13 protein-coding genes are annotated in these 11,634 nt (G+C 71.1%); 8 read left to right on the top strand and 5 right to left on the bottom strand.

Annotated elements, in window-relative coordinates; genetic code table 11:
• Positions 1 to 142 precede the first annotated feature (142 nt).
• The 5 genes from Tfont_RS13665 to dacB all read left to right on the top strand — a co-directional run bounded on the left by Tfont_RS13665 (position 143) and on the right by dacB (position 3,949).
• Positions 143 to 466, top strand: coding sequence for a type II toxin-antitoxin system RelE/ParE family toxin (locus Tfont_RS13665; RefSeq protein WP_068607771.1), 324 nt, complete (start codon positions 143 to 145; stop codon positions 464 to 466).
• Positions 459 to 749: a helix-turn-helix domain-containing protein gene (locus Tfont_RS13660; RefSeq protein WP_143969846.1), complete on the top strand. Its 291-nt coding sequence runs from the start codon at positions 459 to 461 to the stop codon at positions 747 to 749. The genes Tfont_RS13665 and Tfont_RS13660 overlap by 8 nt, the downstream gene beginning before the upstream one ends.
• Before the next feature lie 134 nt (positions 750 to 883).
• Positions 884 to 1,345 (top strand): phosphate-starvation-inducible PsiE family protein, encoded by a 462-nt coding sequence (locus Tfont_RS13655; RefSeq protein WP_390612501.1) that lies wholly within the window; start codon positions 884 to 886, stop codon positions 1,343 to 1,345.
• Positions 1,335 to 2,501, top strand: coding sequence for a S1C family serine protease (locus Tfont_RS13650; RefSeq protein WP_143969845.1), 1,167 nt, complete (start codon positions 1,335 to 1,337; stop codon positions 2,499 to 2,501). The genes Tfont_RS13655 and Tfont_RS13650 overlap by 11 nt, the downstream gene beginning before the upstream one ends.
• Complete coding sequence (dacB, locus tag Tfont_RS13645) at positions 2,501 to 3,949, top strand: D-alanyl-D-alanine carboxypeptidase/D-alanyl-D-alanine endopeptidase (RefSeq protein WP_143969844.1); 1,449 nt, start codon at positions 2,501 to 2,503, stop codon at positions 3,947 to 3,949. Before Tfont_RS13650 ends, dacB begins: the two co-directional genes overlap by 1 nt.
• A gap of 60 nt (positions 3,950 to 4,009) precedes the next feature.
• Here the strand turns inward: dacB and Tfont_RS13640 are convergent, their stop codons facing one another.
• The 4 genes from Tfont_RS13640 to Tfont_RS13625 form a co-directional block, all read right to left on the bottom strand.
• On the bottom strand, positions 4,010 to 4,615 hold the full coding sequence (locus tag Tfont_RS13640; RefSeq protein ID WP_143969843.1) for a diguanylate cyclase: 606 nt from the start codon (positions 4,613 to 4,615) through the stop codon (positions 4,010 to 4,012).
• Positions 4,616 to 4,700: 85 nt separating this feature from the next.
• Positions 4,701 to 5,420, bottom strand: coding sequence for a fumarylacetoacetate hydrolase family protein (locus Tfont_RS13635; protein WP_068607757.1), 720 nt, complete (start codon positions 5,418 to 5,420; stop codon positions 4,701 to 4,703).
• Between the two features lie 32 nt (positions 5,421 to 5,452).
• Positions 5,453 to 6,568: a cupin domain-containing protein gene (locus Tfont_RS13630; protein ID WP_143969842.1), complete on the bottom strand. Its 1,116-nt coding sequence runs from the start codon at positions 6,566 to 6,568 to the stop codon at positions 5,453 to 5,455.
• Between the two features lie 28 nt (positions 6,569 to 6,596).
• Positions 6,597 to 7,802: a 3-hydroxybenzoate 6-monooxygenase gene (locus Tfont_RS13625; protein WP_143969841.1), complete on the bottom strand. Its 1,206-nt coding sequence runs from the start codon at positions 7,800 to 7,802 to the stop codon at positions 6,597 to 6,599.
• 136 nt (positions 7,803 to 7,938) lie between these two features.
• Between Tfont_RS13625 and Tfont_RS13620 the strand changes: the two genes are divergently transcribed.
• Genes Tfont_RS13620 through mnmA form a run of 3 tightly spaced genes read left to right on the top strand, consistent with a single transcriptional unit; the run spans position 7,939 to position 10,993 of the window.
• Positions 7,939 to 8,421 (top strand): MarR family winged helix-turn-helix transcriptional regulator, encoded by a 483-nt coding sequence (locus tag Tfont_RS13620; protein ID WP_143969840.1) that lies wholly within the window; start codon positions 7,939 to 7,941, stop codon positions 8,419 to 8,421.
• Positions 8,418 to 9,710: a glutamate-5-semialdehyde dehydrogenase gene (locus Tfont_RS13615; RefSeq protein WP_143969839.1), complete on the top strand. Its 1,293-nt coding sequence runs from the start codon at positions 8,418 to 8,420 to the stop codon at positions 9,708 to 9,710. Before Tfont_RS13620 ends, Tfont_RS13615 begins: the two co-directional genes overlap by 4 nt.
• Before the next feature lie 5 nt (positions 9,711 to 9,715).
• Complete coding sequence (gene mnmA / locus Tfont_RS13610; RefSeq protein ID WP_143969838.1) at positions 9,716 to 10,993, top strand: tRNA 2-thiouridine(34) synthase MnmA; 1,278 nt, start codon at positions 9,716 to 9,718, stop codon at positions 10,991 to 10,993.
• A gap of 3 nt (positions 10,994 to 10,996) precedes the next feature.
• Here mnmA and Tfont_RS13605 read toward each other — a convergent pair whose 3' ends face one another.
• The gene (locus Tfont_RS13605) at positions 10,997 to 11,506 is read right to left on the bottom strand and encodes a glycerophosphodiester phosphodiesterase family protein (RefSeq protein ID WP_313906466.1); all 510 of its coding nucleotides are present in this window, start codon (positions 11,504 to 11,506) and stop codon (positions 10,997 to 10,999) included.
• Positions 11,507 to 11,634 lie beyond the last annotated feature (128 nt).

Here is an 11,634-nt window from a genome sequence, read left to right as displayed (position 1 = left end):
GCCCACGAAGGGGCTTGCTGGAGCCCAAGAACCGTTCAGCATCTGTTTCGATCCCATCCTACGAAACGATATTGACCCTGAACTCGTCGCCACGAACGAGTGGGCGGGGTAGTGCAGAGGTTCCCTAGCGGATAATGTGACCATGGTGTTTGTGGGGCTCCCGATCTTCGTCCGCTGCGCAGCCGAACTGTTCTCGGATGAGGAGATGGCCGAGTTGCAGAACACCTTGCTGGAAAACCCGGCCGCCGGTGACCTGATCCCCGGTGGGCGGGGTTTGCGCAAGCTGCGTGTTGCGCTGCCGGGGCGTGGCAAGCGTGGCGGTGCCCGGGTGATCTACTACCACTGGGTCAGAAAGGAGCAGTGCTATCTGATCTACGCCTACGCGAAGAATGTCCGAGCGAACCTGACGCCGGATCAGCTGCGCCGGTTGGCCGAAGTGATGCAAGCGGAGATACGAGATGAATGACCACCAGTTCGATGAGTTGCTCAGCAGCGTGCGTGACATGGGCCGCCATATGCGTGGTGAGGCCGTGGCCGGTGTGCGTGTGCGGGAGTTCCCCGAGCCCGACGTCAAGGCGATCCGCGAGCGCACGGGGCTGTCGCAGAGTCGGTTTGCTTACCTGATCGGCGTCAAGCCCAAGACGTTGCAGAACTGGGAGCAGCGCCGAGTGCGTCCTGCCGGGCCTGCTCGCGCCTTGCTCAAAATCGTCGAGGCCAACCCTGAGGTGCTTTCGGCGCTTCACGCCTGAAAATTTTGCGGGTAACAGCAAACCCAACGCTGGCGCCCGCGCCGCCCCTTGCCCGAGGAGGAGCCATGTCCACCCCCCATGCCCCCGAGTCGCGTCGCCACCCCGCCGCGCCGACCCTGCGCGAGCGCTGGCCGATGATGACGCTGTACGAGCGCTTCGAGCAGGTCGTCGTGATCGTGCTGTCCGCGGTGATCGCCGTCATCGTCGTCACGTCGCTGGTGCAGCTCATCCGCGAGGTGTTCATGCTGCTGGTGCTGGACGCGTTCAACCCGCTGGACCACAAGATGTTCCAGACCGTCTTCGGCATGATCATGACGGTTCTGATCGCGATGGAGTTCAAGCACTCCATCGTGCGCGTGGTGATGGGGCAGGACAGCATCGTGCAGGTCAAGACGGTGGTGCTGATCGCGCTGATCGCGCTGTCGCGCAAGTTCGTGATCCTGGACCCCGAGACCTCGCCGGCCAAGGTCGCGGCGCTGTCGGGCGCGGCGCTGGCGCTGGGCATCGTGTACTGGCTGATGCGCGAGCGCGACCAGCGCGCGCTGGACGCCGAGCGGGCCGCGGCGGCCGCGCAGGGGGACCGCCATGCGCCCTGATCCATGGACCCCGCCTGCGCCCCGGCGCGGGGATGCCTTCGTGCGCCGGCTGCTGTGGCTGGCGCTGGTGGTGGCGGCGCTGATGGTGCTGTGGCAGTGGCTGCCGGCGCTGCAGGCGCGCTGGCTGGCGCCGCACAGCACCCCGGCGGCCGAGCGCACCGTCACGCCGCGCGGCGACCTGGCCGCCGACGAGCGCGCCACCATCGAGCTGTTCGAGCAGGCGCGTGACTCGGTCGTCTTCATCTCCACCGCGCAGGTGGTGCGCGACGCCTGGACGCGCAACGTCTGGGAGGTGCCGCGCGGCAACGGCTCCGGCTTCATCTGGGACGACGCCGGCCACGTCGTCACCAACTACCACGTCATCGAAGGGGCGTCGTCGGCCACCGTGCGGCTGGCCGACGGGCGCGACTACCGCGCCGCGCTGGTGGGGGCCTCACCCGCGCACGACATCGCGGTGCTGCGCATCGGGGTGGGCTTCAAGCGCCCGCCGCCGGTGCCGGTGGGCACCAGCCACGACCTGAAGGTCGGGCAGAAGGTGTTCGCGATCGGCAACCCGTTCGGGCTGGACTGGACGCTGACCACCGGCATCGTCTCGGCGCTGGACCGCACGCTGGACGGCGGCCCCGGCAAGCCGCCGATCGAGCACCTGATCCAGACCGATGCGGCGATCAACCCGGGCAACTCCGGCGGGCCGCTGCTCGATTCGGCCGGGCGGCTCATCGGCATCAACACCGCGATCTACAGCCCCTCCGGGGCATCGGCCGGCATCGGCTTTGCGGTGCCGGTGGACACGGTGGCGCGCGTGGTGCCGCAGCTCATCCAGCACGGCCGCTACGTGCGCCCGGCGCTGGGCATCGAGGTGGACGAGACGCTCAACCAGCGGCTGGCCGCCGCCACCGGGGTGCAGGGCGTCTACGTGCTGCGCGTACAGCCCGGCGGGGCGGCGGCGCAGGCCGGCCTGCAGGGCGTGCGCATGACGCCGCAGGGGCTGGTGCCGGGCGACGTCATCGTGGCGGTGGAGGGCAAGCCCGTCGAGGGGCCCGGCCGGCTGCTGGCGCGGTTGGACGACTTCCGTGTCGGCGACACGGTGCGCCTGAGCGTGCGCCGCGGCGAGGCCACGCGCGAGGTGACGGTGGCCCTGCAGCCGGGGGTGTGATGGGCATCCGCCGCTGGGTTCGGGTGTGGATCGCGGCGCTGGGCGCCGTGGGCGCGCTCGCATCGGCGGCCGAGACCCTGCCGCCGGCGGTCCAGCAGGCCCTGGCCCGTGCCCGCGTACCCGCCTCGGCGCTGGCCGTCTCCGTGGCGGACGCAGCGCCCGGGGGGCGGGTGCTCCTGGTGCACCGCGCCGATGTGCCGGTGAACCCCGCCTCGGTCATGAAGCTGGTGACCACCACGGCCGCGCTCGATCTGCTGGGGCCCGCCTACACCTGGCGCACGGCCGTCTATGCGGACGGGCCGGTGCGCGACGGCGTGCTGGCCGGCTCGCTCTATCTGCGCGGGGATGGGGACCCGAAGCTCGTCACCGAGCGCCTGTGGCTGCTGCTGCGGCGCGTGCAGGCGCTGGGCATCCGCCACATCGCGGGGGACATCGTGCTGGATCGCAGCGCTTTTGCCCTGCCGCCACACGATCCGGCCGCCTTCGATGGCGAGCCGCTGCGCCCCTACAACGCGGCGCCCGATGGCTTGCTGGTCAACTTTCGCGCCCAGGTGCTGACCTTCGTGCCCGACGAGGGCGCGGGGGTGGCCCGGGTGGGGCTGGAGCCGCCGCTGGCCGAGGTGACCGTGCCTGACACGGTGCCGCTGGGCGACGGTCCGTGCAACGACTGGCGTGCCGCCCTGCAGGCCGATTGGTCGGATCCCCGCCGGCCGCGTTTCGCGGGGCGCTACCCTCTGGCGTGCGGCGAGCGCGTCTGGCCGATCGCCCACCCCGAGCCAGACCGACTGGCCGCGCGCGCGGTGGCCGGGGTGTGGGCGCAGTTGGGCGGCGGGCTGGGCGGCCGGGTGCGTGACGGCACGGTGCCGCCCGGGCTGGCGCCGCGGCTGCTGTTCGACTCCGTCCCGCTGGCGGATGTGGTGCGCGATGTCAACAAGTTCAGCAACAATGTGATGGCCCAGCACCTGCTGCTGACCCTGGCGCGCGCGCCCGGGCTGGCTTCGGCGGGGGCGGCGACGGCCGTGCCACCGGCCCCGGCGACGTTCGAGGCGGCGCGCACCGTGGTGCGGGACTGGTGGATGGCCCGGCTGGGGGCCGACGTGCCGCCGCCCGTGGTGGACAACGGCGCGGGCCTCAGCCGCGAGGCGCGGGTGACCGCCACCGCGCTGGTGCGCTTGCTGCAGTGGGTATATGCCAGCCCCTGGATGCCGGAGCTGATGGCGTCGCTGCCGGTCGCGGGGGTGGATGGCACGCTGCGCCGCAGCACCATGGGGCGCGGCTTGGCGCATCTGAAGACCGGCAGCCTGGCCGATGTGCAGGCGCTGGCGGGCTATGTGCACCTGCCCGATGGTCGGCGGCGGGTGTTGGTGGCAATCGTCAACCACCCGGAGGCGCGCGCCGCCCGCCCGGCGCTCGATGTCCTGGTGCAGTGGGCCGCCGGGCAGCCATAAGCGCGGTGCATGCCGCGGGTGTCGCGGGTGCCGCGGACGGGCACTGGCCCATGGGCGGGGTCAGGGTTCGATTTCGATGCGGCCGGGGCCGTTGGCGCCGGTGACCTCCAGCGCCCGCTGCGCGGCGATCACCATTTCGGCGGCCAGCTCGCGCAGATCTTGCCCGCCGCGCGGGGCGCGGCTGTGCATCCCGATGCTGACCGAGCGCGGCGCGTCGCCCGCACGCGCGGTGGGCCCGTCCGTGGCCGGGGCCGCGGCCAGTTGACGCAGATCGCCCGCCAGCACCAGGGCGCTGGGCACGTCCGCGTCGGGCAGCACGACCAGAAACTGCCCGGGCCCCCAGTGGGCCAAGACCTCGTGGGTGCGCAGGCGCGGCGCGAGCCGCCGCGCGACGTTGCGCTCCGCTTCGTCCAGCGCGGTGCGGGAGGCGGGCACCTCGTCCAGGGCGATGACCAGCACCGTGACGCTCAACCCCCGCCGCTCGGCCAGGGACAGCGCGCGCGGCAAGTGGTCCAGCGCAGCGGCGCGGTTGGGCAGACCCGTGCGCGCCTCGCGCAGCGGCAGATCGGCCGGGATCTGGCGGCGGGCCCAGCGGGCGCCCAGCAAGGCCCCCACCGCCAGCGCGAACATGGCGGTGGCGATCCAGGCGATCACGGGGGGCCACATGCCCCGTATCGTAGCGGGTTGCCCCGGGCCTATCGGTACCGGGGTTGACGCTGGGCGCGGGCGATCCGGCCCGTCACCCCGCCCATCACCCGGCCGATGCAGCCGACTCTGCCGGGCCGATGGTCAGGTGCACCTCGCCCACGCCGGCGACGCGGCCGTGCAGGCGGTCGCCCGGTTGCACGGGGCCCACCCCCTCGGGGGTGCCGGTGTAGATCACGTCGCCCGGTTGCAGGTGGTAGAACAGCGACAGGTCGGCGATCAGCTCGCGCAGGTTCCAGATCAGCAGGCCCAGGTCGGCGCGCTGGCGCACCGCGCCGTTGACTTCCAGCACGATTTCGCCCTGCTCCAGCACCGTCCCGGGCATGGGCAGCACCTCGCCGCAGACGGCCGAGCCCTCCACGTCCTTGCCCAGGCACCACGGGTGCCCCTTGTCGCGCAGGCGCAGTTGCACGTCGCGGCGGGTCATGTCCAGCCCCGCCGCGTAGCCGTAGATCAGTTCGTGCGCGCGCTCGGCCGGCACGCGAAAACCGCCCCGCCCCAGCACGGCCACCCATTCCATCTCGTAATGAAAGTTTTGGGTTTCCGGCGGATAGGGCACCGTGGCGCCGGAATCCACCAGGTGGACGGGGGATTTGGTGAAGTAAAACGGCCGCGCGGTGGCCTTGTCGACGCTGACGCCCATCTCCTGCGCATGGGCGTGGTAGTTGCGGCCGACGAAGAACAGGCGGTTGACGGGCAGGCGGGCATCGGTGCCGCGCACGGCCAGCGACGCGGGGGCGGGCGGGGTCCAGAGGTAAGCGGTCATGGGCAAAGCGTGGGATGGAAGGGGCCAGGGGCTCATTGTGCGCCGCGCGCGACGGCATCCAGTTCGGGCCGTGTCGCGTCGGGGCGCACCTCGTACAGCCCCAGCTTGCGGTGCAGCGGGCTTTCGTCGGCGATGAACAGAAAGGCCGGCTCGGTCGTCGAGCGGTTGGCCAGCGTCACCGGCGTGTAGCCGGGGATGGCGCAGGTGTCGGCCTCGTCCAGCGTGTAGGTCGTGGCCGCATGGGCCGCCCCTGCGGGGGCATGGATGTGCACGGTGCTGCCGCCGTCGATCTGGTGCAGCACCATCGCGGGCGAGCGCGCCGGCAGCGCCAGCGTCTGGCCGGGGCGCAGCATCAGCGCGTGAAAGCCCAGGATCTGCTCGGCGTCCGCGCCGGACTCGGGGTGGACGTAGGTGACTTGCACGGCTTCCAGCGTCGGCTGGCCGGCCGCCAGCGTCTGCAGGGCGGCGCGCGTTTCGGCCCAGGGGTAGCGCAGCAGCGGATAGCGGGCGTGGCGGCCTGAGGGCGCCGCAAACAGCGGGCGCGGGCTGATGCCGGCGCGCACATGCGCTTGCTCGCCGTGCCGGCCATGCACCGCTTGGCGGGTGCCGTTTTCGTGGTAGCTGGCCTCCAGAAAATACACCAGCGGCAGGTCCAGCACGTCCAGCCAGACCACGGGGTCGCTGCCGTCGTGGCCATGTTCGTGCCACAGGCCGGTGGGGGTGAGGATCAGGTCGCCGCGCGCCATGGGGCACTGCTCGCCGTCCACCGTGGTCCAGGCGCCCGTGCCTTCGACCACCATGCGCACGGCGTTGGGCGTGTGGCGGTGGCTGGGGGCCCATTCGCCGGGCAGCAGCAGTTGCATGCCCAGGTAGATGGCGGCGCTGGCCTGCATGGCGTCCAGCCCATGGCCGGGGTTGGCCAGCACCAGCACGCGGCGCTCGGCCTTCTCGATGGGGGTGAGCTCGCCCGCGCGCAACAGCAACGGGCGGATGTCGCGATAAGCCCAGTGCGTGGGGCGGGTGCGCTGCGCCGGCCGGTGCGGCGGCAGCAGCGCGCGCAGGCTGGGCCACAGCGGCACCAGGTTGCGCGCGCTGAGCGCCTGCCGGTAGTCGGGCGGGAGTTCGTCCAGGGTTCCGAGGGCGTGCATGGTGCGGCTCCGATTCGGTGGGGGCGGTTCAGTGGGGGGCGGCCAGACAGGTGTCTACCGTCCAGCCGTAGAGCCATTCCAGCGCATCGTAGAAGCGCTGCGGCGAGCGGCCGCGCCACAGGTCGTTGCGCACCAGCCGCTCCACCCCCTTGGCGTGGTAGATGCGCCCCATCTCGCGGCTGGACAGGACGATGCGCGCGGTGCGCGCGATGCGCGAGCGCTGGTACAGGTCCAGCGCGCGGTCCCAGTCGCCGCCGTGCACGCGCAGGGCCTCGCCCAGCGTCACGGCGTCTTCCATCGCCATGCAGGCGCCCTGCGCCATGTACTGCGTGGTCGGGTGGGCGGCGTCGCCCAGCAGGGTGGCGCGGCCAAAGCTCCAGCGCTCGATCGGCTCGCGGTCGGCGGTGGCCCAGCGCTTCCAGCTCTGGGGCAGGTCGATCAGCTGGCGCGGCAGCGGATGGATGCCCTGGAAGTAGCTCTGCACCTCCTCCTTGCTGCCTTCGGTGACGCCCCATTCCTCCGGCTGGCGGCTGTGGAAGGTGACGACCACGTTGTACTGCTCGCCGCCGCGCAGCGGATAGTGCACCAGGTGGCAGTGCGGCCCGGCCCACAGGCTGGCGGCGTTCCATTGCAGGTCGCGCGGGAAGTCCGCCTTGTCCACCACCGCCCGGTAGACGACGTGGCCCGTGACGCGCGCCGGATCGCCCACGTACTGCGCGCGCACCACCGAGCGCACGCCGTCCGCGCCGATCAGCGCCTGGCCGCGCCAGCGCTGGCCGCGCTGGTCCTCCACCGTCACCCCGTGGCCGTCCTGCTCCACGCGCACGATGCGCGTGTCGGTGTGGAAGCGCACGCGATCGCTGGCCTGCACCCCTTCCAGCAGGGAGGTGTGCACGTCCACCCGGTGGATGACCGCATAGGGGTTGCCAAAGCGCTCGCGAAACGCCGCGCCGGTGGGCACCCGCCCCACCAGCGAGGCGTCCAGCGCGTCGTGCATCACCAGCTCGTCGATGTAGACGGCGCGCCCCCGGGCGCGCTCGCCGACGCCCAGCGCGTCCATCGCCGAAAACGCATTCGGGCCGAGCTGGATGCCGGCGCCGATCTCGCCGATCTGTGCGGCCTGCTCGAACACGAGCACCTCGTAGCCCTGGTTGGCCAGCGCCAGCGCGGCCGCCAGCCCACCGATGCCGCCGCCGGCCACCAGCACCGGCTCCCGGGTCGTCGCATGTGTCATGGGGTCACCTTTGTGGGGAGTGGAGAGTAAATAATAAGTACACTGACGATTAGTGTAGTCGTAAAATCGCTGGTGCCACTTCGGGTTTACCCGCAATCCGCAACCGGGCCACGGCCCCGGTCGAGACCCGCCACCCATGTCCGCGTCCGCCCCGCTCCTCGATGTCAACGCCCAGCCGGGCCACGCCATCCGCCGCCTGCACCAGATCGCCGTCGGCATCTTTTTGCAGGAGACGGCGGCGCACGGCATCACCCCGGTGCAGTACGCCGCGCTGCAGACGGTGCACAACGAGCCGGGTATCGACCAGCGCACCCTGGCCAGCCGCATCGCGCAGGACACCTCCACCACCGCCGGGGTGGTGGAGCGGTTGCAGGCGCGCGGCTGGCTGCAGCGCGAGCCCGATCCGGCCGATCGCCGCGCGCGCCGGCTGACGCTCACGGCCGAGGGGCAGGCGCGGCTGGCCGCCGTCGTGCCGGACATGCGGCGCGCGCAGGCGCGCATCCTGGCCCCCCTGGACCCGCAGGAGCAGGCGCAGTTCATGGCGCTGCTGCAGCGGCTGGTCGATGCCAACAACGAGCTCAGCCGTGCCCCGGGGTCGGTGCGACAATCGGGTGCATGAACGCGATCTCCGTTCCCGAACTGATGCAGCGGCTGGGCCAGCAGGCCCGCACCGCCTCGGCGGCGATGGCCCAGGCCAGTGCCGCGCGCAAAAATGCTGCCCTGCGCGGCTTGGCCGAACTGCTGCGGGCCAACGTCGCGGCCTTGCAGGCCGCCAACGCGCCGGATGTGGAGCGGGCCCGCGCCGCGGGCCTCAGCGAGCCGATGGTGGATCGGCTCAAGCTCACGCCCAAAATCCTCGAAACCTGCGCCCAGGGCTGCGAGCAGCTGGCCGCCATGCCCGACATCATCGGCGAGATCGTCGGCCTGCAGCAGCAGCCCAGCGGCATCCGCGTCGGGCAGATGCGCGTGCCGATCGGCGTCTTCGGCATGATTTATGAGAGCCGCCCCAACGTGACGATCGAGGCCGCCAGCCTTGCGATCAAGAGCGGCAACGCCTGCATCCTGCGCGGCGGCTCCGAGGCGCTGGACAGCAACCGGGCGCTGGCGGCGCTGGTGCAGCAGGCGTTGGAGCAGGCTGGCCTGCCGCGCGAGGCGGTGCAGCTGGTGCCGACCGCCGACCGCGAGGCGGTGGGCCGCCTGATCGCGATGCCCGCATACGTCGACGTCATCATCCCGCGCGGCGGCAAAGGGCTGATCGAGCGCATCAGCCGCGAGGCCCGGGTGCCGGTCATCAAGCACCTGGACGGCAACTGCCACACCTACGTGGACGACCCGTGCGACCTGGACATGGCCGTGCGCGTCACCGACAACGCCAAGACGCAAAAGTACAGCCCCTGCAACGCCACCGAAAGCCTGCTGGTGGCGCGCGGCGTGGCGGCGGCCTTTCTGCCGCGCATCGGCGCGGTGTTCGCCGCCAAGGGGGTGGAGATGCGCTGCTGCCCCGAGTCCAAGGCGATCTTGAGCACGGTGCCCGGCACGGTGCCCGGCGCGGTGGTCAAGGACGCCACCGAGCAGGACTGGTTCGAGGAGTACCTGGCGCCGATCATCAGCATCAAGGTGGTGGCGGGGCTGGATGAGGCCATCGACTGGATCAACCGCTACGGCAGCCACCACACCGACGCGATCCTCACGACCGACCACCGGCACGCGCAGCGCTTTTTGCGCGAGGTGGATTCCAGCAGCGTGATGGTCAACGCCAGCACGCGCTTTGCCGACGGCTTCGAGTACGGGCTGGGGGCGGAGATCGGCATCTCCACCGACAAATTCCACGCCCGCGGCCCGGTGGGCGTCGCGGGGCTGACCTCGCTGAAGTACGTGGTGCTCGGCGAGGGCGAGGTGCGGAGCTGAGGGCCATGGCAAGCAAACACCGTGTCGTCGTGGGACTCTCGGGCGGGGTGGACTCCGCGGTCAGCGCCTGGCTGCTCAAGCAACAGGGGCACGAGGTCGTCGGCCTGTTCATGAAGAACTGGGAGGATGACGACGACGGCGAGCACTGCACCAGCCGGCAGGACTGGCTGGATGCGGCCAGCGTCGCCGACGTGATCGGCATCGACATCGAGCACGTCAACTTCGCCGCCGAGTACAAGGACCGGGTGTTCGCGGAGTTCCTGCGCGAGTACGAGGCCGGCCGCACGCCCAACCCCGACATCCTGTGCAACGCGGAGATCAAGTTCAAGGCCTTCCTGGACCACGCGCTGCGGCTGGGGGCGGAGAAGATCGCCACCGGGCACTACGCGCGCGTGCGCGCGGTGGAGGCCACGAGCGGCCGCGTGCTGGACGACGAAGCGGCCGCGCGCCTGCCGGCCGAGGCGCTGCGGCACGAGCTGCTCAAGGGGGTGGACCCGGGCAAGGACCAGAGCTACTTCCTGCACCGGCTGACGCAGGCGCAGCTGGCGCGCGCGCTGTTTCCGGTCGGGCACCTGCACAAGAGCGAGGTGCGGCGCCTGGCGGCCGAGATCGGCCTGCCGAACGCGCGCAAGAAGGATTCCACCGGCATCTGCTTCATCGGCGAGCGGCCGTTTCGCGAGTTCCTGCAGCGCTACCTGCACGGCACGCCGGGGCCGATCGTCGATGACCAGGGACGCGAGATCGGCCGCCACGTCGGTCTGAGCTTCTACACCCTGGGCCAGCGCCAGGGGCTGGGCATCGGCGGCGTGCGCGGGCGCGACGAGGCCGCGCAGGGCGTGCACGCGCCGTGGTTCGTGGCGCGCAAGGACGTGCCGCGCAACGTGCTGTGGGCCGTGCAGGGGCACGACCACCCGTGGCTGCAGTCGCACTGGCTGCGCGCCGAGGATGCGAGCTGGATCGCCGGCGCGCCGCCCGTACCGGGGCGCTATGCCGCCAAGACCCGCTACCGCCAGGCCGACGCGCCGTGCACGCTGGCGGCCACGGCAGGCGGCGCGGCCGCCTTCGAGCTGCGCTTCGAGGAGGCACAGTGGGCCGTCACGCCCGGACAGAGCGCCGTGCTGTACGACGGCGAGATCTGCCTGGGCGGCGGCGTCATCCACGCGGCCGAGGCCACCGAGCGGCCGCTGCCGGCCACGCCCACGGGGCGCTCCGCCGGTCGGGCTGCGACCGGGCCCCGCATTCGGCGAGGCCGCGTCGCCTCCCCCGACGCCCCGACCCGCTGAGCCTCACAAGCCGTTGACCGCTTCGACCCCGGTCGCGGGGAAATCGGTGAACACCCCGTCAACACCGAGACGCATGTAATATTGCATTTCGGCTTTGGGGTCGCTGAAACCGTAGCCGCTGGCATCGTTGCGGAATGTCCAGGTGTGAACAAACAGCCCTTTGGCGTGGGCGGCTTCAATCACTCCTGTGCTGCCGTCGACGCGGCGATCATTGATCGTGATTTTTCCATCACGATTGCGATCCACGCCATCGGCCACGGTGCGAACCAAGTAGGGTTTCCACGGGCCTACGCCATCCGCATAGGTTTTGACAAAGGCCAAACCCTCGGGTTTGAGTAAATCGGCAAAGGTGCGCGGATCGCCCCGGACGACAAAGTCGTAGGGCTTGTGGTACGGTGCGGCGAGTTTGAGCGTGCCATCGTCGTTGACGTCATCGGCATCGATGAGCTGCACCAGCTTCATCCGCGTCTGGCTGCGCAGGTATTGCAGGTTGCCAACCTCGAAAGACTGAATGAGTCGTCCCTGAAAAATTCATTTTCACGCCGCCCTTAGCCGCAGCTGGGCAGGGTTGGCGCCACTGGACTCGGTTGGCCGCCGCTGGGCGAGCCACCGGCCGATGAGGCGCACGGCCGCAATGAGGC

The organism is Tepidimonas fonticaldi (genome assembly GCF_007556755.1).
GTDB lineage: Bacteria > Pseudomonadota > Gammaproteobacteria > Burkholderiales > Burkholderiaceae_C > Tepidimonas > Tepidimonas fonticaldi.
This window is presented reverse-complemented; position numbering and strand designations above follow the sequence as displayed.